Annotated in this window: 17 protein-coding genes; 3 read left to right on the forward strand and 14 right to left on the reverse strand. The window is 67.8% G+C overall.

The genetic code is table 11. From position 1 onward, the window contains the following. Positions 1 to 2: 2 nt before the first annotated feature. Genes DSM104443_RS11300 through DSM104443_RS11310 form a run of 3 tightly spaced genes read left to right on the forward strand, consistent with a single transcriptional unit; the run spans position 3 to position 6183 of the window. Positions 3 to 290: a circadian clock KaiB family protein gene (locus DSM104443_RS11300; RefSeq protein WP_171092279.1), complete on the forward strand. Its 288-nt coding sequence runs from the start codon at positions 3 to 5 to the stop codon at positions 288 to 290. 5 nt (positions 291 to 295) lie between these two features. After that, a complete protein-coding gene (locus DSM104443_RS11305; RefSeq protein WP_212756617.1) occupies positions 296 to 3835 on the forward strand; it encodes a sensor domain-containing protein in 3540 nt (1179 codons plus the stop codon). Then, a complete protein-coding gene (locus DSM104443_RS11310; RefSeq protein WP_212756618.1) occupies positions 3832 to 6183 on the forward strand; it encodes a putative bifunctional diguanylate cyclase/phosphodiesterase in 2352 nt (783 codons plus the stop codon). The genes DSM104443_RS11305 and DSM104443_RS11310 overlap by 4 nt, the downstream gene beginning before the upstream one ends. On the opposite strand, the gene DSM104443_RS11315 is transcribed toward DSM104443_RS11310, so the two are convergent. The 14 genes from DSM104443_RS11315 to DSM104443_RS11380 all read right to left on the reverse strand — a co-directional run bounded on the left by DSM104443_RS11315 (position 6112) and on the right by DSM104443_RS11380 (position 20422). Next, positions 6112 to 6588 (reverse strand): type 2 periplasmic-binding domain-containing protein, encoded by a 477-nt coding sequence (locus DSM104443_RS11315; protein ID WP_212756619.1) that lies wholly within the window; start codon positions 6586 to 6588, stop codon positions 6112 to 6114. The genes DSM104443_RS11310 and DSM104443_RS11315 overlap by 72 nt on opposite strands. Then, entirely contained in the window at positions 6588 to 7844 is a 1257-nt protein-coding gene (locus DSM104443_RS11320) for a hypothetical protein (protein WP_171092283.1), read from the reverse strand. The genes DSM104443_RS11315 and DSM104443_RS11320 overlap by 1 nt, the downstream gene beginning before the upstream one ends. 59 nt (positions 7845 to 7903) lie before the next feature. Then, positions 7904 to 8611 carry a 2OG-Fe dioxygenase family protein gene (locus DSM104443_RS11325; protein WP_171092285.1) on the reverse strand — a complete coding sequence of 236 codons (708 nt, stop codon included), beginning with the start codon at positions 8609 to 8611 and terminating at the stop codon, positions 7904 to 7906. Between the two features lie 7 nt (positions 8612 to 8618). Then, positions 8619 to 9269, reverse strand: a complete 651-nt coding sequence (gene can / locus DSM104443_RS11330; protein WP_171092286.1) for a carbonate dehydratase — start codon at positions 9267 to 9269, stop codon at positions 8619 to 8621. Between the two features lie 101 nt (positions 9270 to 9370). Then, on the reverse strand, positions 9371 to 9952 hold the full coding sequence (locus DSM104443_RS11335; RefSeq protein ID WP_171092289.1) for a porin family protein: 582 nt from the start codon (positions 9950 to 9952) through the stop codon (positions 9371 to 9373). A gap of 86 nt (positions 9953 to 10038) precedes the next feature. Next, positions 10039 to 10821, reverse strand: a complete 783-nt coding sequence (locus tag DSM104443_RS22055; RefSeq protein ID WP_171092290.1) for a beta/gamma crystallin-related protein — start codon at positions 10819 to 10821, stop codon at positions 10039 to 10041. Positions 10822 to 10953: 132 nt separating this feature from the next. Continuing rightward, positions 10954 to 11892 (reverse strand): aldo/keto reductase, encoded by a 939-nt coding sequence (locus DSM104443_RS11345; protein ID WP_212756620.1) that lies wholly within the window; start codon positions 11890 to 11892, stop codon positions 10954 to 10956. 303 nt (positions 11893 to 12195) lie between these two features. Then, entirely contained in the window at positions 12196 to 12987 is a 792-nt protein-coding gene (locus DSM104443_RS11350) for an ATP-binding cassette domain-containing protein (RefSeq protein ID WP_171092294.1), read from the reverse strand. Continuing rightward, positions 12984 to 14165, reverse strand: coding sequence for a sugar ABC transporter permease (locus tag DSM104443_RS11355; protein ID WP_171092296.1), 1182 nt, complete (start codon positions 14163 to 14165; stop codon positions 12984 to 12986). Before DSM104443_RS11355 ends, DSM104443_RS11350 begins: the two co-directional genes overlap by 4 nt. Next, positions 14156 to 15202, reverse strand: a complete 1047-nt coding sequence (gene xylF / locus DSM104443_RS11360) for a D-xylose ABC transporter substrate-binding protein (RefSeq protein ID WP_171092298.1) — start codon at positions 15200 to 15202, stop codon at positions 14156 to 14158. Before xylF ends, DSM104443_RS11355 begins: the two co-directional genes overlap by 10 nt. Positions 15203 to 15251: 49 nt before the next feature. Beyond that, complete coding sequence (gene xylA, locus DSM104443_RS11365; RefSeq protein WP_171092300.1) at positions 15252 to 16544, reverse strand: xylose isomerase; 1293 nt, start codon at positions 16542 to 16544, stop codon at positions 15252 to 15254. 25 nt (positions 16545 to 16569) lie between these two features. After that, positions 16570 to 17862 (reverse strand): xylose isomerase, encoded by a 1293-nt coding sequence (gene xylA, locus DSM104443_RS11370; RefSeq protein ID WP_171092302.1) that lies wholly within the window; start codon positions 17860 to 17862, stop codon positions 16570 to 16572. 2 nt (positions 17863 to 17864) lie between these two features. Beyond that, positions 17865 to 19325 carry a xylulokinase gene (xylB, locus tag DSM104443_RS11375; protein WP_212756622.1) on the reverse strand — a complete coding sequence of 487 codons (1461 nt, stop codon included), beginning with the start codon at positions 19323 to 19325 and terminating at the stop codon, positions 17865 to 17867. Further along, positions 19322 to 20422: an ABC transporter ATP-binding protein gene (locus DSM104443_RS11380; RefSeq protein WP_171092304.1), complete on the reverse strand. Its 1101-nt coding sequence runs from the start codon at positions 20420 to 20422 to the stop codon at positions 19322 to 19324. The genes xylB and DSM104443_RS11380 overlap by 4 nt, the downstream gene beginning before the upstream one ends. Positions 20423 to 20433 lie beyond the last annotated feature (11 nt).

The raw sequence follows: 20433 nt of genomic DNA on the forward strand, positions 1-20433 counted from the left end.
GCATGAAGCGCTCCGCCTACCGGTTCCGCCTCTACGTCGCAGGCGACGCCCAGAACTCCACCCGCGCGCTCGCGAACCTCGGCGCCTTCTGCCGCACGCACATCCCCGGCCGCTGCGAGATCGAGGTCGTGGACGTGTTCCGCGAGCCCAAGCGCGCACTGGCCGACCGCGTCTTCATGACCCCCACGCTGATCAAGCTCTACCCCCGGCCGGTGCGCAGGATCGTGGGTACCCTGAGCCAGCCGGAAAACCTGATGGAGGCCATCGGGCTGGAAGTCGTGCTCGCATGAGCCCGGTGAGGTCCGCCCCCGGCAGCGACGTGAACGCGGAAGTGAGCGCGCTGATCGATACGCTGCACCGCGCCGGGCAACGCCTGGAGGAGCTCACCGCCGGAGAGATCGACGCGGTGGCCGACCAGCATGGCATGGCCTACCTGCTGCCGCGCGCGCAGGAGCTGGTACGGCAGGGCGAGGCCGCCAAGAAGGCCGCAATCCTCAACGCGCTGCCCGCGCACATCGCCCTCATCGACATGCGGGGCGTCATCGTGTCGGTGAACGATGCGTGGCACCGCTTCGCGGCCGCGAACGCCGTGCAGGGCGCGGGCCATGGCATCGGTGCCAACTACCTCGAGATCTGCGATCGTGCCGCCGGCCCCGGATCCGCGGGTGCCGTCGAAGCCGCGGTGGGAATCCGGTCCGTCCTCACGAGCGAGGCGCCGCGCTTCTCGATGGAATACGCCTGCGATTCCCCGGAGTTGCATCGCTGGTTCCTGATGACCGTGACACCGCTCGGCCATCCCCCGAGCGGCGCGGTCGTCATGCACCTCGACATCACCGAGAAGGAAGCAGCGGCCCAGGGACAACGCGACCTGCGCCAGCTGCTGGACAACATCGTGGAGAACATCCCGACCGCGGTGCAGGTGAAGTCCGTCCGCGACGACTTCCGCATCCGCATGTGGAACAAGGCGGCCGAGGCGATGTATGGCGTGCCCCGCGAGGAGGCGATCGGGCGCCACGTCCAGGACCTCTGGCCGAAGGCCGACGCCGATCCGATGCACGCCTCGGACCTCGAGCTCGCCGCCACCGGGCGCATGCAGGAATACGTCGACCGGCGCGCCACGACCCGGGACCGGGGCGACATCCATGTGCACATGCGCAAGGTGGCGCTGCGAAACGACGCCGGACAGGCGACGCACCTGCTCGTGATCACCGACGACATCACGATGCAGCTCGCCGACCGGGCACGCCTGCGCGAAAGCGAGCGGCGCCTGACGGACATGCTCGAGCACGTGCGGCTGGTCGCGGTCATGCTCGACCGCGACGCGCGCGTCACGTACTGCAACGAATTCTTCCTGAGCCTCACGGGCTGGAAGCGCGACGAGGTCATCGGGCAGGACTGGTTCGAGCGCTTCATGCCTCCCGAGCTGGGAGACATGAAGCCCACGTTCCTCGACCTCCTCGACAACCTGCCCTCCGCCTGGCACGTCGAGAACGAGATCTACACGCGCATGGGCGAGCGCCGGCTGGTCCGCTGGAACAACTCGGTGCTTCGCTCGCCGGCGGGAGACGTGATCGGGGTGGCCAGCATCGGCGAGGACATCACCGAGCAGAAGGAGAACCAGGACTCGCGGCAACAGAGCGACGAGCGCACGCGTTCGATCGTCGAGCTGGCCCTCGATGCCGTCGTCGTCATGGACTCGACGGGCTCGATCGTCGACTGGAACACGCAAGCCGAGAAGACCTTCGGCTGGACCCGGGACGAGGTCGCCGGCACTCCGCTCGCCGCCGTCATCATCCCGCCGCAGCATCGCGAGAGGCACGTGCTGGGCCTGGCGAGGTTCCTCGAGACCGGAACCGGCGCGATCATCAACCGGCGCGTCGAGCTGACCGCGATGCACCGCGACGGCCACGAGTTCCCGGTGGAGCTTGCGATCTCGCCGCTCAGGCTCGCCGGGAAATGGATCTTCAGCGCCTTCATTCGCGACCTCACCGACCGGAAGGATGCCGAGCGCAAGATCACGCGCCTGAACCGCGTCTACGCGGTGCTGAGCGGAATCAACACGCTCATCGTTCGCGTGCGCGACCATGAAGACCTTTTCCAGGACGCTTGCCGCATCGCGGTCGAGGACGGCAGCTTCGTCGGCGCGTGGATCGGGATGGTCGACCGCCCCGGGATGCGGATCGTGCGCGTGGCCTCGAGCGGCCTCGACGAGGCGTTCTTCGACATCATCGAGGACCGGCTCTCGCTCCTCGACGACTCGCCCGCGGGCCATGGTGCCCCCGCCGTCGCCGTCCGGGAGAAGCGCTCCGTCGTCGTGAACGACGTGGAGACCGTGCCGTACGTGCTGCACAAGAAGGCGCACGCCCAGCGAGGGATCCGCGCCGTGGTGAGCCTGCCGCTGATGATCGACGGAGATCCCGTCGGCGTGCTCAACCTCTACGCCGCCGACGCGAACGTCTTCGACGAGGCGGAGCTGCGGCTGCTCTCCGAGCTCACCGGCGACATCGCCTACGCGATCAACTACCTCGACAAGCGCGACCGCCTCGACTACCTCGCCTACTACGACGTGCTCACGGGGCTGGCCAACCGCACGCTGTTCCTCGAGCGCGTCAGCCAGTACATCCGGAGCGCGGCGACCGGCAAGCATGGGCTCGCCGTATTCCTGTTCGACCTCGAGCGCTTCAAGAGCATCAACGACAGCCTGGGGCAGCCGGCCGGCGACGAGCTCCTCCGCCAGGTGGCGCAGTGGATCACGCAGGATGCGCGCGACGCGAACCTGGCCGCGCGCCTCGGAGCCGACCATTTCGCGCTCGTGCTGCCCGAGATCAAGCCGGGCGGCAGCATCGAGCGGCTGCTCGAGAAGGCGATCAAGGGGTTCGCCGAGCATCCCTTCAACCTGAATGGCGCCGTCTACCGGATTGCCGCGAAGGTGGGCGTGGCGCTCTATCCGGGCGACGGTGCCAACGCCGACGAGCTGCTGAAGCAGGCCGAAGCGGCGCTCAAGACGGCGAAGGCCTCCGGCGACCGCTACGCCTTCTACGCACCCCGCATGACGGAGAGCTCGGCGGGCACGCTGACCCTCGAGAACCAGCTGCGCCAGGCCCTGGAGAAGGAGCAGTTCGTCCTGCACTTCCAGCCGAAGATGAACCTCGCGAGCGGCGGGCTCACCGGCGCCGAAGCGCTGATCCGCTGGAACGATCCGGCCACCGGCCTCGTGCCCCCGGGCCGGTTCATCCCGATCCTGGAAGAGACGGGCCTCATCCACGAGGTGGGGCGCTGGGCGCTGCACAAGGCGATCGCGGAGTACCTGCACTGGCGCGCCGCGCGCCGCGCCGCGGTGCGGGTCTCGGTCAACGTCTCGCCGCGGCAGCTGCGCGACCGCGGCTTCGTCCGCGACATCCGCAACGCGATCGACGTCGATCCCCACGCGGCCGCCGGCCTCGAGCTGGAGATCACCGAGAGCCTGATCATGGAGGACGTGAAGAACAGCATCGCGAGCCTCCAGGCGATCCGCGAGATGGGGGTCACCATCGCCATCGACGACTTCGGCACCGGCTTCTCGTCGTTGAGCTACCTCTCGAAGCTCCCGGTGGACACGCTCAAGATCGACCGCTCCTTCGTGGTCGACATGACGACCGGGCCGCAGGGGCTCTCGCTCGTGTCGACCATCATCACGCTCGCGCACTCGCTCAAGCTCTGCGTCGTCGCCGAAGGCGTGGAGACCGCGATGCAGTCGCGGCTGCTGCACGACCTGCGCTGCGACGAGATCCAGGGTTACCTGTACGGCAAGCCCGTGCCGAGCGCGGAGTTCGAAGCCCGCTACCTGCTGCCATGATCCCCCTCCCCCCACCGCCCGTCGCCCACAAGCCGTGGATGAGTCGCGCCGCGACACCCCTGTTCATCTTCCCGGTGATCGCGGTGATTGCCCTGGCGATGATCTGGGGCGCGACCTACAAGCTGATCGGGATCGAGCGCGCCGCGGCCGAGCACGCGGTGGCGGTCTCGGGACGCGAGCTGGCCGAGACCTACGAAGCGCAGGTCGTGCGCGCGCTGCGCGAGATCGACCAGACGCTGAAGCTCGTGAAGTACGCGTACGAACGGGGAAGGCGCTTCGAGGTGCTGCAGGAGCTGAAGGCGAGTGCGCTGCTGCCGCCGGAACTGCTCTTCGGCATCAGCATCGCCGATCGCGACGGCAACATCGTGGCCGGCACGCGCCCTCCGGCGCAGCACAACGTGGCGAGCGAGGACTACTTCCGGGTGCCTCGGGGCGTCGATACGGTCTTCATCGGCCAGCCGCCGCGGCTGGTCGATGACGCAAAGGGCAAGCTGCAGTTCAGCCGCAGGCTGAGCGCGCCCGACGGGTCCTTCGCGGGCGTCGTGATCATCTCGGTGGATATCGCCTACTTCGTGAGCGGCTACGACGCGGCGAAGCTCGGCGCCCACGGGATGCTCGGCATCGTCGGGACGGACGGCGTGTTCCGCGCGCGGCGCAGCGGCGACAAGGTCAACGCCGGCGACACGGTGGGCAAGGCGACGATCGTATCCGACGCGGACGACGAACCGGCGGAAGCCCGGCTCGTCACCAACCCCTGGGACGGCGTGCAGCGCTATACCAGCGCGCGCCAGCTCTTCGAGTTCCCGCTCGCGGTCATCGTCGGCCTCTCCGCCGACGAGCAGCTCGCGCCGGCGCGCGCCGCGGTGCGGCTCCACGCGCTGCAGGCCGGGACCGCGAGCGTGGTCCTGCTGGTGGTCATCTTCGCGCTGTGGCGCATGAGCCGGCAGCTCGCCCGCGCCCGCAAGCGCGCCGCGGAGGAACAGGTAGCGCACGCCGCACGCGTGGAATACCTCGCCTACCACGATGGCCTCACGGCGCTGCCCAACCGCACCCTGTTCAGCAAGCTCCTCGGCCAGAGCATCAGCCAGGCGCGCCGCTACCGCCGGCAGCTCGCCGTGATATTCCTCGACCTGGACGGCTTCAAGGCCGTCAACGACACGCTCGGCCACGAGGGCGGCGACGCGCTGCTGAAGCAGGTCGCGGTGCGGCTGCGCGAATGCCTGCGCGACAGCGACACGGTGGCCCGTCTCGGCGGCGACGAGTTCGTGGCGCTCCTGCCGGAGCTCACCCAGGACAAGTACGCCGCGATCGTCGCGCAGAAGATCCTCGCCGCCATCGCCCGGCCTTTCATGCTGGACGGGCAGGAGGTGCGGGTGAGCGCCAGTATCGGCATCAGCGTGTACCCGGAAGACGGCACCGACGAGCAGGCGCTCGGCAAGAATGCCGACACCGCGATGTACAAGGCGAAGCAGGAAGGCAAGAACAACTTCCAGTTCTACTCCGAGACGCTGAACGCGAGCTCGGCGGAGCGCCTGTCGCTCGAGAAGGCCCTGCGGCACGGGCTGGAGCGCGGCGAGTTCGAGCTGCACTACCAGGCGAAGCGCGACGTGCAGAGCGGCACGATCACCGGCGTGGAGGCGCTGCTGCGCTGGCGCCCGGACGGAGGCGACATCGTCGAGCCGGGGCGCTTCCTCCCGTTCGCCGAGGAAACCGGCCTCATCGTGCCCATCGGTCGCTGGGTGTTGATGACCGCATGCCGCCAGAACGCCGCATGGCACGCGCTGGGCCTGCCGCGGCTCACGCTGTCGGTGAACCTCTCGGCGCGCCAGTTCAACGATCCGGAGCTGCTGGGCCACATCGGCGCGGCCCTCGCGGAGTCCGGCATGGAGGCGGGCCTCCTCGAGCTGGAGATCACCGAAGCCCTGCTGATCGGCAACGTCGAGCGTGCGCTGAAGATCTTGGACGGGTTGAAGGACATCGGAGTGCGCATCGCGATCGACGACTTCGGCGCCGGCTACGCGTCGCTTTCGTTGCTGAAGCGATTCCCGCTCAACACGATCAAGATCGACCGTTCCTTCATCCGCGACCTCACCAGCGGGCGGGAGGACAAGGCGATCACGCGGGCCATCATCGCGATGGGCAGGACGTTGAGCCTCACGGTCGTGGCGCAGGGCGTGGAGACGAAGGAGCAGGCCGACTACCTGCGCGAGAACGCCTGCGACGAATTCCAGGGCTACTACCTGAACGTGCCGATGGCGCCCGCGGACATCGCGGAGCTACTTCGCGCCCAGGGGAAGCTCCCGCATCGCCACGACTTGCACGGTGGCATCGAGCTCGCTGCGATCTAGGTAGCCGATGGCCCCCGGCGTCGCGGCGAGGCGGCGCTTCAACTCCGCGCCGGTCGCGACCTCGCGCGGCGGCTGCCCACGGCCGGTGAAGATCATCCGCGACCAATGCGCGGTGACCTGCGCCGGGGACTTGCCGGCGAGGTGCGAGTAGAACTCGTCGCGGGCGGTCGAGCCTTCCGCGAGGTCGATCGGCACGGCCAGGGTCCCGTCGGGATAGCGGCTGGCCTTGCCGAGGAAGATGTCCACGACCTGGTTCCTGCTCAACGGCGCCAGCGGGGCCTTTGCGGAAACCACGGCAACGACCTCGGCGGACGCGCTTCCGCAAAGGCACAGGGCGAGGGCCGCGATCGCGGATCCGAGGCGGTGCATGAAGTGCGAGCGGCGCATGAGACCGGCGCCGCGCATCAGAAGACGAAGTCCAGGGATGCGCTGAACAGGTCGATCTTCCCGCCCAGCCGGTAGCCGGGCTGGATGTTGCTCACGAGTCCGGTCGACCCCGAAGCGATCGACGTGCGGTCGAACTGGAGCTTCAGCGCCATGTTTCTCCGGAAATCCCAGCGCACGCCTACCGAGGCGGTGTCCTGCGCGATCCGGCCGGCCAGCGTGGCGTTGAGCGCTGCATTGAGACCGGCCGCGGCGCCGGCGATCTCGGGCGGCAACCCTTCGAGCGGGAGCCCGGGGTCGGAGAGATTGTTCGCAGTCGTCCGGGCGTACGTGGCAAAAGGCGTGAAGTTGCCGATGCGGTAACCGCCGCTCAGGTACCAACCCGACTTCCCGCCGAGGAATCGATTGGCGCTGTTCAGGCGCGACCATTCGCCCGTCACGAACCACTTGCCCGGATCGTAGGTCGCACCCACGCCGGCGAACGTCACGAGCGTGTCGTCGATGGTGTACTTGCTCGCGATCGCCTCGCCCTCGGGGCCGAACTGCCGGAACGCGTCGAAGAGCGGGTTCAATGCGTCGATCGTGATGCGCGCCCGGCCCACATTCACGCGCGCGGAGAAGAATCCGAGCTCGAAGGCATCGATCAGCGTCACGTTCCCGCGTGCCTTCGACTTCGTCGAGCCTCCGCCGTCGCCCGGATAGAGCGAATCCGTTCGCCCGACCGTCGCCTGGAGCCGGTGGGAGGCGGTGCCGGCGGGAATGTAGAAGGTCGCGTCGGCGCCGTCGAAAGACGAGAGGGGAACGAGGCTGTAGACCTCGACGGGCGGACGCACCCAGGGGTTCGCGTACCCGACCTTGCGCGTTTCCGTGAGCATCAGGGACGGGAGCACCATGCGCCCGACACGCACCGTGATGTCCGGAGTCACCTTGTAGATCACGTTCGCCCATTCGACGTGGGGCCGGTAGCTCCCGTCGTAGTTCTGCTCCGAAATCACCTGCAGGATGGCGGACAGCCGAGGCGTGGGGTTCGCGCTCACCTGGCCCGCGATCAGGCTGTCGACACCCGGGTGCCAGGAGCGGGAGAAGCCTGCACCGTCCGGCTTGGACTGCGTCCCGGTGAAATCCGCCTGGTCCTCGCTCGAATGCACGACGCCCAGCGTGCCGAAGCCGCTGAAGGAGAACATCGGCACCTCGGGGTCGGCCGCGTGCGCATGGCACGCGTGCAGCGCAAGCACGAGCAGCGCGAGGGATCGACGTCGGGACGACGTGGGCATCATGGCCAGTGCAGTATCCCGGCCTGGCGGCCGGGCATCTGTACGACACCGCACACAGGAAGCTATCTCGTGGCGCGGAGCGTGACGACCAGCACGTCGCGAAACGCAGCGCGCGCCGGATCCTCCGGATGCACCGCGGTGACACCATGCATCACGCGGTTGTCGTCCACGAGCGCGGAGTCGAACGGCGCGGCGAGCGTGAAGCTGCCGAGCGTCGTGCCGTCCGGCAGGTGGACCGTCGTGGTGCCGCTCGCGATATTCGCGCGGCCCACGAGCATCACCAGCACGTAGTCCACGCCGTCGCGATGGATGCCTTCGGGCGTCGGAAGCCCCTCGGCATCCGCCCTCGCCTCGATGCGGAACTGGTGGCACTCGATGTGCCACGCCGTATCCGGCCGCAGCGCGCCGAAGAAATCGAGGCAGAACGACAACACGCCCCGGAAAGTCGGACCTTCGAGGATGTGTTGGTGGATCGGCTCGAACCAGCGCTCGATCCCGCCGACCAGCTTGTTGTACTCGAGTCCCTGGTAATGCGGCTGGTGCGGCTCGCGCCGCGCGGCCGTGTCCCCTGCCCGTGCCGAGAGCGTCGCATGACGCCGCCGGCGATACCGGTGGCCGTCCGGAAGGTGCGTATCGAGATCGAGGTCAGCCCAACTCGCGGCGAACGCCTCCCAGTCCGAAGGGGCGAGCGGCAGGAGCGCGCGCAAATCGGTACCGGGAACGAACGCGAATCCGTCATCGCGCACCTGTTCGCGGAGGTCTCGCGCCACGGTGTCCCTAGTAGAGCGCGATGAGCGCTTCCTGGTAGGCCTGCGTCATTTCCTCGGGCGACGAGATGGTGGTCCCCATGTCGCGCACGAGGCCGTCTTTAAGTCCGTAGACCCATCCGTGCACTGAAAGCGGCTGTTGCCGTTCCCACGCATCGCGCACGATCGTCGTCTGGCAGACGTTGGCCACCTGCTCGATCACGTTCAGCTCGCAGAGCAGGTCGATGCGTTGGGCGAGAGGCTGGTCGCGCACTCGTGCGAGCCGTGCCTCGTGCTTGGCGATCACGTCCTGCAGGTGGCGAAGCCAGTTGTCGGCCAGGCCCACGCGCAGGTTCTGGATCGCCGCCGCGACACCGCTGCAGCCATAGTGGCCGACGACGATGATGTGCTCGATCTTCAGGATATCGACAGCGAACTGCATCACCGACAGGCAGTTGAGGTCGCTGTGGACGACGACGTTGGCGATGTTGCGATGGACGAAGAGCTCGCCGGGGGCGAGGTCCACGATCTCATTGGCGGGAACGCGGCTGTCGGCGCACCCGATCCAGAGGTAGCGCGGGCGTTGCTGCTCGGACAGGCGACGGAAGAAGCCGGGGTCCTCGCGATGGATCCGCTCCGACCAGGCGCGGTTGTTGTCGAACAGCCTCGTGAGCTTCGGCATAGAGGCCAATTCTACCCGGTCCCGCCGGGGGACCGCCCCGCCTCACATGCTGGCCGTGCGCCAGTGAGGCAGGGGGCTTGCCGTAATGACTTGCCGCGATGCTAGAAGCGGAAGTCCACGCCGACCATGTAGCTGTCGATCTCGATCTTGTCGTTCTTCACCCACTCGCCGAACACGCCGAAGGACTTGGCGAACATCCAGCGCGCGCCGACGCCATACGTGAGCTCGTTCTGCTTGTCCTCGCGGCTCGCGGTGAAGTTGTCGGTGTTCGCGTTCGGCTTGAGCTCCGAGCGCGCATAGCCCACGCGGCCGTAGATGTCGAACTGGTCCGACAGCGGCGCCAGGGCGACGAACGAGAGCCCGTACGACTTCGCCTTGAACGAGCCGGAGACGTCGGTGTTGCCCGGTCCGGTGGTGTTGCCGCTGAACGTGTACTTGCCGAAGTCGTAGTAGCCCGCCTCGACGGCGAAGTTCGGATGGAATCGATAGCCCAGGCGGACGGTATACGTCTTGTCGCTGTCGTCGATGTTGGCGTTGCTGAGGTTGGTGAGATCGGACCCCGATGCGTTGAGGTTGCCGATGCCCGCGCCGACGCCGGCATACCAGTGCGGCGCGACTTGCGCGAACGCAGGACTGGCAGCCAACGCAGCGGCGAGGATGCCGATGCGATGCAGGTTCTTCATGGTTCTCCTTTCGAGAGACTGACGCCCGGGGAAGGTCCCCGCCCCCTTCGACAGGGGGCAGGGGGGCGAAGGTTCCCGAAGGAGGCTTAGCCGCGCGGCTCGCCGCGCTCGTTCACCGTCACCGTCCGGCCCGGGGGCGTGCTCATCTGGGCACGGTGCTCCTGGTTGCGGAAGTTGTAGGTGACATCCCAATAGTCGGGATTGGTGTTCGACACGTTCTCGCAACGCTGGACGTCGCGATCGGTGGTGCCGCGGCCAGCCTGCGAGCCGACGGCGCCGCCGGCGACCGCGCCGCCGACCGTTGCCGCCGTGTTGCCGCGGCCGCTGCCGATCTGGTGGCCCAGCACGCCGCCGAGGATCGCGCCGACGACGGCGCCACCCACGTTCGGGCTTTCGCGGACCTGCTCGCGCTCGACCCAGCAACGCTGGTTGGCCTGGCCGACCACGGCGCGCACGTTCGTCACGGGCGCTTCATAGAGGCGCTCGTTCGGGCGGCGGCGATATTCGTAGTTCGGAGCGGCCAGCGGCTCCGGATTGTAGTCGTAGCGCACCTTGCCGTTGCTGGGACGAACCGAGGAGATGCGGTCGTTCAGGCCCATGCGCTCGAGCGAGTCGTAGCTGCCCGGGCGAAGCGTCGTGCACTTGCCCTGGTAGCCCGCGTCGACGCAGACATCCCAGTTGCCGCGGTCCACGACGACCGACGAGGCGCGGTCGTTGCCGCCCGAGCGCTCGAAGTTGGCCATCGGGCCGTTCGCCGTGAACATGCGTCCGCGGAAGCCCTCGTTCTCGTAGAAAGTCACCTGCGCCGCCGCGTGCAGCGACGCGGCGATCCCGGCTGCGCCCAGCATCCATGCGATCTGCTTGTTCATGTGTTTGTCTCCGACGTGTGTATTCCGCCCCTTGGCGGGTGGTGACACGATAGGCCGGAGGGGGTCGAAAGCCTGTAGGCCGGGGCCGCATGGCGGCGTCGGCGCGGGCCGTACCTTGCGGAATTGCAGAAGCTACCAGCGCGGGTGGACGAGGGGCTTGGCGTGGCGCTCGTAGACTTCGGCGACGGCCTTCATCGCCGCGTCGGACAGCGGCGGGAGGTCGGCGGCGGCGAGGTTCTCGTCGACCTGGGCCACGCGCTTGCAGCCCGGAATGCTGCAGGTGACGGCCGGGTTCATGGAGATCCAGGCGATGGCCATCTGCGCGAGGCTCATGCCCGCGGGAACGAGGGGCTTGAGCGCTTCCACCGCCTCCAGTCCCGCCGCGTAGTCGATCCCCGAGAAGGTCTCGCCGCGGTCGAAGCCCGCCCCCTCGCGGTTGAAGTGGCGGTGATCGTCCTGGGCGAAGGTGCTCTGCGCCGTGAGCTTGCCCGTGAGCAGGCCCGAAGAGAGCGGCAGGCGCGCGAGGATGCCGACGCCGCGGCGTTGCGCCTCGGGCAGCAGGCGCTCGGCGGGACGTTGTCGCAGCATGTTGTAGATGACCTGCACCGACTGCACGCCGGGATACTCGATCGCCTTCAGGCCCTCCTCCACCTTCTCGACGCTGACGCCGTAGTGGCGGACTTTGCCGGCGCGGACGAGATCGTCCAGCACGCCGAAGACTTCCGGCATGTAGTAGACCTGCGTCGGCGGGCAATGAAGCTGCACGAGATCGAGCGCCTCGAAGCCCAGGTTCACGAGGCTGCGCTCGGCAAAGGCGGTGAGGCTCTCGCGCGTGAACCCCTCGGCGGCATGCGGCGACAGGCGCCGGCCCATCTTGGTCGCGACGTAGAAAGGTTCGCTGCGCTCGCGGCGAAGGCGGCCGATCAGGCGCTCGCTGTGGCCGTCGCCGTACACATCCGCCGTATCGAAGAAGTTGACGCCGAGATCGAGCGCACGGTGCAGCGCCGCCATCGACTCCGCATCGTCCACCGGGCCCCACGTGCCGCCGATCGCCCATGCGCCGAAGCTCACGGTAGAAACATTCCATGCGGTGCGGCCGAGAGGGCGGTATTGCAAGGGTTTTCTCCTGACTGGGACTGTGCGAGTTATAGGGACGTTGTTGGAACCGCCGATCCCCGCCGATAGCCCCCCGCCGATTCCCGCCGATAGAAACGAAAAATCATGGGACACAGATGAACACAGATGGACACAGATAGTGTCTTGGCGACCCGCGCGCGGAGATTCTCAAGCCCGATTGGCTTTTATCCGTGTGAATCTGTGTTCATCGGTGTCCCCACTGCCTTCTGCTTTTCATCGGCGAGAATCGGCGCGGGGTTATCGGCGGGGATCGGCGGTTCCAACAGACTCCCGACCTTCGACACTCCCATGTCCACGTTTCTCCCCGAGGATGATCATCGCGAGCACGTCCTGCTCCGTGACGTCGGCCACGCGAGTGGTGTCGACCACCGCCCCGTTCTTCATCACCGTCACGCGGTCGCAGACGGCGAAGACGTCGGCCATGTCATGGCAGATGAGGAAGATGCCGATGCCCTCGGCCTTCAACCGGCGGATCGTATCCAGCACCATCTGCGTCTCGGCAGGCCCGAGCGCGGCGCACGGCTCGTCCATGATCAGGATGCGCGCATTGAAGTAGAGCGCGCGTGCGATCGCCACCGTCTGGCGCTGGCCGCCGGACATCGCGCGCACCGGCTTCTTCATGTCGCGGAAGTTCGGGTTCAGGCGCGAGATGACCTTCAGCGCCTCGTGCTCCATGCGGTCCGTGTCGAGCGTGTGCCAGGGCGTGAGCAGCTCGCGGCCGAGGAAGACGTTCGCCGGCGCGTCGAGGTTCTCGGCGAGGGCGAGCGTCTGGTGGATGGTCTCGATGCCCGCGAGGCGCGCTTCCAGCGGCGTCTCGAAGCGCTGCTCGGTTCCCCGCACCACGATGCGCCCTTCGTCGGCGGGATACACGCCCGCGAGGATCTTGATCAGCGTGCTCTTGCCCGCGCCGTTGTGGCCCAGCAGGCCCACGACCTCGCCTTCCTGCAGCGAGCAGTCGACACGGTCGACGGCCGTGAGGCCGCCGAAATGCTTGGTGAGCCCCTGGACCTCGACCAGCGCGGTGCTCATCGCGCCTGCCTTCGCTGGTAGATGCCATCCACCCACACGGCGCCGATCAAGACGAGGCCAATCGCGATCTGGCGCTTGGCGCTCGAGACATCCATCAGCACCATGCCGTTGTCGAGGCTCTGGATCAGCAGCGCGCCGACGATGGCGCCGGGGATCGTCCCCACCCCGCCCGCGAACGACGTGCCGCCGATCACGGCCGCGGCGATCACATAGAGCTCGGCCATCTGCCCGATGGAGTGCGTCCCCGAGTTGAGGCGCGACGTGGTGATCACGGCGCTGATCGCCGCGAGCGCGCCCATCAGGATGAAGAGATAGAGCAGCACGCGCTTGGTCGGGAGCCCCGAAAGAAGTGCGGCTTCCGGGTTGCCGCCATAGGCAAACACGTAACGCCCGAAGCGCGTGCGCGTGGAGACGAGCGTGAGGACCACTGCCACGCCGACGAGGATCAACACCGGCACGCCGATGCCCTTCCCGGTCGTCGCCTCGCCGTCGCCGCTGCCCGGATCGGGATAGGCGTTCATCACCAGCACGAAGGCGATCACCGCGGCGCACGAGATGAAGGCCTTCAGCGCATCGGCCCACAGAGGTGCCATCGATGCGTTGTAGCGCGAGCGCGAGCGCCGCGCATAGACCACCTGCGCCACGACCCATGCGCAGGCGACAAGCCCCAGCAACCAGCTCCACCACGGCCCGATGGATCCGTGGACCCCGCCTCCGAGCCTTTGGTACGTCATAGAAAGAGGCGCAAGCGTCTGTCCATCGGCCACAAGAAACGCCGCGCCGCGAAACATGAGGTAGCCCGCCAGCGTCACGACGAACGCCGGCACGCCCCTGAAAGCCGTCCAATATCCCTGGAACGCACCCAGGGCCATCCCGCCCAGCACGCCAACGCCGATCGACAGCAGCCATGCGAACGGTGTCTCCGCGCCCAGCCACTCCACCTGCACGAAAGCGATCAGCATCCCGGTGAACGCCATCTGCGAGCCCACCGAGAGATCGATCTGGCGTGCGACGATGATGTAGACCATCCCGCACGCCATGATCGCCGTGACGCACGTCTGGATCGACAGGTTGTAGAGGTTGCGCGGCGTGAGGAAGATGCCGTCGGTCGCGATCGCGAGCGCGATCCAGATCACCGACAGCGCCATCACCAGCGCCGTGAAGCGTGTTACTTGCATGCAGGAGGCGCCTTCGCCGCTTCGACGCCCGCGCACACCTGCGCCTTGGTCACCCAGCCGGCCTCGATGACGACGTTCAGGTTATCGCGCGTGATCGCGACCGGCTTCAGGAACACCGCCGGCACCGAGGCCTTGCGGTTGCCCGGGCTCCAGAGGCGCACGTCCTTGATGTCCGAGCGCTTGCCGCCCGCGGCGATCTGCGCCGCGTAGGCTCCGGCCACCCGGCCGAGCTCGCGCGCGTCCTTCCACACCGTCACGGTCTGCTCCCCGCGCGCCACGCGATTCAGCGCGGCCACGTCGGCGTCCTGCCCGGAGACCGGCACGCCCACGAGGTTCTGCGCCCGCAGCGCCGCGATCGCGGCTCCGGCCGTGCCGTCATTGGAAGCGACGACCGCATCCACCTTGTTGGCGTTCTTCGTGAGGATCTGCTCCATGTTCTTCTGCGCCACCTCCGGCGCCCAGCCTTCGGTGTACTGCTCGCCGACGATCTTCACGTCCTTCTTGTAGATCGCATCGGCCAGCACCTCGCGCTGCCCGGCGTTGAGCATGTCGGCGTTGGGATCGGTGGGCGAGCCCTTGATGAACACGTAGTTGCCGCGCGGCTTTACCGCGAGCACGGCACGCGCCTGCATGCGACCGACTTCCGTGTTGTCGAACGTGAGATAGAGCACGCTCGGGTCCTGGATCAGGCGGTCATAGGCGACGACGGGGACTTTCGCCTCCTTCGCTTTCGCCACCGCGGGCAGGATCGCGCTCGCGTCCTGGGCGAGGATGATCAACGCCTTCGCACCCTTGGCGATCAGCGCCTCCACGTCGGCCAGCTGCTTCTCGTTCGAGCCCTGCGCGTCGGCGGCGATGTATCGCGCCCCCGCGGCCTCGAGCGCGGCCTTGATGGCGGTCTCGTCCTTCTTCCAGCGTTCCTCCTGGAAATTCGACCAGGAGACGCCGACCAATTCGCCCTTCGCATGCACGGCGGGGGCCGCACCCAGGAAACAGGCAGCCAGCGCGAGCGCGGCCCCGAGGTTGCTTCGCACCATCTTTGCTTCTCCTCCGGGCGGGCCCCCTCTGCCGGGGAGCCCTGACCGTTCAAATGTAGCGGTTGACGAGTCCTTCGAGTCTTTCCTGTCCACCCGAGCGGGGCTGCGGCTCGAGGTCGGTCTTCTCCACGTGGGCCGCGAGCTTCGCGAGCGACATCTTGCCCGCGAGGATGTCACGTCCCATCTTGCCCTTCCACCCGGCGTAGCGCGCGTCCACGGCCTGGCCGAGCTTGCCGTCGTCGATCATCTTCTCGGCGATCAGCAACGCGCGGGCGCAGAGGTCCATCGCCTCGGCGTGCGCGATCACGAGATCGTCCGGATCGATCGATTGGCGGCGCACCTTCGCGTCGAAGTTGAGCCCGCCGCTGGTGAAGCCGCCACCCTTGATGATGTGGTACATGGCGAGCGCCATCTGCGGCAGATTGTTCGGGAACTGGTCCGTATCCCAGCCGCTCTGCTCGTCGCCGCGGTTCATGTCGATCGAGCCGAAGATGCCCAGCGCATACGCGAGCGCGATCTCGTGCTCGAAGGTGTGGCCGGCCAGCAGCGCGTGGTTCTGCTCGATGTTGACCTTGACCTCCTTCTCCAGCCCATAACGGCGCAGGAACCCGTAGACCGTGGCCACGTCGTAGTCGTACTGGTGCTTGGTGGGCTCGGCGGGCTTCGGCTCGATGAGGATGAGGCCCTTGAAGCCGATCTTGTGCTTGTGCTCGACCACGAGGTTCAGGAACTTGCCGAGCTGGTCCAGCTCCCGGCCGACGTCGGTGTTGAGCAGCGTCTCGTAGCCCTCGCGCCCGCCCCACAGCACGTAGTTCTCGCCCTTCAGCTCGTGCGTCATCTCGAGCACGTTCTTCACCTGCGCGGCGGCGTAGGCGAAGACTTCCGGATCCGGATTGGTCGCCGCGCCCGACATGTAGCGGCGGTGGCTGAAGAGGTTGGCCGTGCCCCACAGGAGCTTCATGCCGGACTTGCGCATCTTCTTCTCGAAGACCTCGCCGATCTTGCGCACGTTGCGGTTCGATTCGCGCAGCGTCGCCCCCTCGGGCGCGATGTCGCGGTCGTGGAAGGTGAAGTACGGCGCCTGCGTCAGGCGGAAGAGCTCGAAGGCGATGTCGGCCTTGTGCTCGGCCTGCTTCATGCCGTCGCCGCCCGCGGCGTGCCACGGGCGCTGGAAGGTGTCGCCGCCGAAGGGATCGAGCCCAGGCCAGACGAAGCTGTGCCAGTAGCAGACGGCGAACCGGAGGTGATCCGCCATCTTCTTCCCGAGGACCTTGCGGTCCGGCTTGTAGTAGCGGAAGGAGGCGGGCTTGTCCTGCGTGAAGAAGCTCTGCGATTTTTTCATGTGCGTCTTTCGTTCCGGGGGTCCATCAGATGTAGCGGTTGACCAGGGCTTCGTAGCGCTCCTGGTGGCCCGAGCGGGGCTGCGGCTCGAGATCGTTCTTTTCGATGTGCGTGGCGAGCTTGGCGAGCGACTGGCGGCCGCCGAGGATGCCGCGGCCGAGCGCGCCGTCCCATCCGGCATAGCGGTCGGCCACGCGCTTCGGGAGCTCGCCCTCCTCGATCATCTTCGCGGCGATCAGCAGGGCGCGGGCGCACAGGTCCACCGCGTCCGCGTGGGCGACCACGAGGTCGTCCGGGTCGATCGACTGGCGCCGGACCTTGGCGTCGAAGTTGAGGCCGCCGGTGGTGAAGCCGCCGCCCTTCATGATCTGGTACATCGCGATCACGGCGTGCGGCAGGTTCGTGGGGAAATGCACCGTGTCCCAGCCCAGCAGCTCGTCGCCGCGGTTCATGTCGATCGAACCGAAGACGCCGAGCGCCTGGGCGAGCGCGATCTCGTGCTCGAAGGTGTGGCCGGCCAGCAGCGCGTGGTTCTGCTCGACGTTGATCTTCACCTCGCGCTCGAGGCCGTAGCGCTGCAGGAAGCCGTAGATCGTCGCGACGTCGTAGTCGTACTGGTGCTTGGTCGGCTCCGCGGGCTTGGGCTCCACGAGGATCGCGCCCTGGAAGCCGAGCTTGTGCTTGTGCTCGACCACGAGGTTGAGGAACCTGCCGAGCTGGTCCAGCTCCCGCCCCATGTCGGTGTTGAGCAGCGTCTCGTAGCCCTCGCGCCCGCCCCAGAGCGCGAAGTTCTCGCCGCCCAGGTCGTGCGTGAGCTCGAGCGCGCCCTTCACCTGCCCCGCGGCGTATGCGAAGACGTCGGGATCGGGATTGGTCGCCGCGCCGGAAAAGTAGCGGCGATTCGAGGTGAGGTTCGCCATGCCCCAGAGCACCTTCACGCCCGAGGCGCGCATCTTCTTCTCGATCACCTCGCCCATGCGCCGGACGTTGAGGTTCGTCTCGCGCAGCGTGGCGCCCTCGGGCGCGATGTCGAGGTCGTGGAAGGTGAAGTACGGCGCGTTCAAGAGCCGCAGCAGCTCGAAGGCGACGTCGGCCTTGTGCCGCGCCTGCTGCATCGGATCGCCGCCGGGGGCGTGCCACGGACGCTCGAAGGTTCCGACGCCGAACGGATCGGCGCCGATCGAGGCGAAGCTGTGCCAATAGCAGACGGCGAAGCGCATGTGCTCGTCCATGCGCTTGCCGAGCACCTTGCGATCGGGCTTGTACCACCGGTACTTCACCGGTTGGGCCTGCTGGAAGAAGGGCGCGGGGCGTTTCATCGTCAGCCCGCCGCCTGTGACCATGTGGAGAGCGCCGGATAGAGGCCCTGCCAGTGGCGATGGCGCACGGCATGCAGCGCCGAGCGTTCCGCGCGCGGCTCGAACGTGCGAACGCGCTTCGGACGTTGCAGGCTTTCCAGCGGTGCGCTGTTGGCGAGACGTGCGAGGCGCGCAGCACCGAGAGCACACCCGATCTCGCTCTCGGCCACCTGGTGGAGCGGGACGCCGAGCACGTCGGCCATTAGCTGCGACCAGAGCGGCGAGCGGGCCCCGCCTCCGATCACGTCGGCTTCCGTGAGCGTCGTGCCGGCGCTCGCCAGGGCCTGCTGCGCATCGCGCATCGCGTAGGCCACGCCTTCGAGCACGGCCAGCGTCATGTCGGTGCGGGTGCAGCTTCCGTCCAGGCCCGCGAAACCCGCGCGTACCGCGGCGTCGTTGTGCGGCGTGCGCTCGCCGTTCAGGTACGGCGCGAACCAGCAGCGTGACGCGGCGCGATTCGGATCGAGCTCGCCCAGCAGGAACGACTCGGTGCGCCCCGTGACCTCGGCCCACCACGCGAGGCTGGCCGCGGCGGACAGCAGGACACCCATCTGGTGCCACGTATTCGGGACGGCATGGCAGAACGCGTGCACCGCACGGGCGGGCGCCGGGGCGAAGGCCGCCGTGGTTGCCCAGAGCACGCCGGACGTGCCGAGCGAGACGAACGCATCGCCGGCGTGGACAGCTCCGAGCCCGACGGCCCCGGCGGCGTTGTCCCCCGCTCCGCCCGCGATCACCGGCGGCCTGCGGAAGCCCCAGCGCTGGGTGAGCTCGGCCGAGAGCTCGCCCGACACGGCGTTGCCTTCCACCAGCTTAGGCATCTGGGAGCGCGTCATGCCGGATGCGGCGAGCGCTCGATCGGACCAGTCGCGCTTGCCGACATCCAGCCAGAGCGTGCCCGAGGCATCGGACATCTCCTCGACCAGCGCACCGCAAAGCCGATAGCGCACGTAGGCCTTGGGCAGCAGCACCGTGGCGACCTTCGCGAACACTTCCGGCTCGTGCTCGCGCACCCACATCAGCTTGGGCGCCGTGAAACCGGGCATGGCGAGGTTGCCCGTCACCTTGCGAAGCCCGCGCCACTCGCGCGTGAGCTGCTCGCACTGCGCGGCGCTCCGCCCGTCGTTCCAGAGGATGCAGGGCCGCAGCACCTCGCCCTTCTCATCGAGCAGCGTGGCGCCGTGCATCTGGCCCGAGAGGCCGATCGCCTCCGCTTGCGCGAGCTCGGAGCCGTGCGCGGCCTTCAATTCGTCCAGGCACTCCAGCACGGCGTTCCACCAGAGCTGCGGATCCTGCTCGCTGAAGCCGGGCTGCGGCCGGCTCACTTCGAGCGAGCGGCTTGCGGTGGCGATCACGCGGTCGTCGTCGCCCACCAGCGCCACCTTGGCGCTCGAGGTGCCGATGTCGATGCCGATCGTGATCACGAGGCGGTTCCCCCGGCGACGATGCGCAGCTCGTCCGCGCCGAAGAGGTGCCAGCGTCCCGGCGCCGGGCGGACATGCACCACGTCCCCGGCGGCCAGCGTGCTCTGGCCCGGCAGGTGCAGCAGCACGCCGCCACTCAGCTGCGGGCTGCAGTGCACGTAGGTGTTCGAGCCGTGCTGCTCGATCACGTCCACGGCGAGCGTCCACGCGTTGTCGGCGCCCTGCACCACCACCATGTCCTCGGGTCGCAGGCCGAAGACGAGGTCCTGCCCCGCAGTGAGCGCGAGGCCCGACCGGGGCAGCCGGAGCTTTCCCAGGCCGGGGCACTCGAGCTCGAACTCCGCGTCGTTCACCGACAGCACGCGGGCGTTCACGAAGTTCATGCGCGGAGAGCCGATGAAGCCGGCCACGAACTTGTTGCGCGGGCGGTTGTAGAGATCGAGCGGAGCACCGACCTGCTCGATGTGCCCCGCGCGCAGCACCACGATGCGGTCGGCCATGGTCATGGCCTCCACCTGGTCGTGGGTGACGTAGATCATCGTGTTCTTGATGCGGTCGTGGAGCTTCGAGATCTCCAGGCGCATCATCACGCGCAGCTCCGCGTCGAGATTCGACAGCGGCTCGTCGAAGAGGAAGATCTTCGGGTCGCGCGTGATGGCCCTGCCGATCGCCACCCGCTGGCGCTGGCCGCCGGAAAGCTGGCGGGGCTTGCGCTCCAGCAGCGCGTCGATCTGCAGCAGCTTCGCCGCGTGGTCCACGCGCCTGGCGATCTCGTCCTTCTTCATGCGCATGTTCTCGAGTCCGAACGAGAGGTTCTCGCGCACCGTCATGTGCGGATAGAGCGCATAGGACTGGAACACCATCGCGACGCCGCGATCGGCTGCGGCCGTACGCACCACGCTTTGCCCGTCGATGCGGATGTCGCCGCCGCTCGTCTCTTCGAGACCCGCGATCAAACGCAGCAGCGTGGACTTGCCGCAGCCCGACGGCCCCACGAAGACCACGAACTCGCCGTCCGCGATCTCGAGGTTCGCCCCGGCGATGACTTCCGCCGTGCCGAAAGCCTTGGTGACGTTCTCGAGGGTCAGGCTCGCCACGAGATCTCCCC

It is taken from the genome of Usitatibacter rugosus (assembly GCF_013003965.1).
Classification (GTDB): domain Bacteria; phylum Pseudomonadota; class Gammaproteobacteria; order Burkholderiales; family Usitatibacteraceae; genus Usitatibacter; species Usitatibacter rugosus.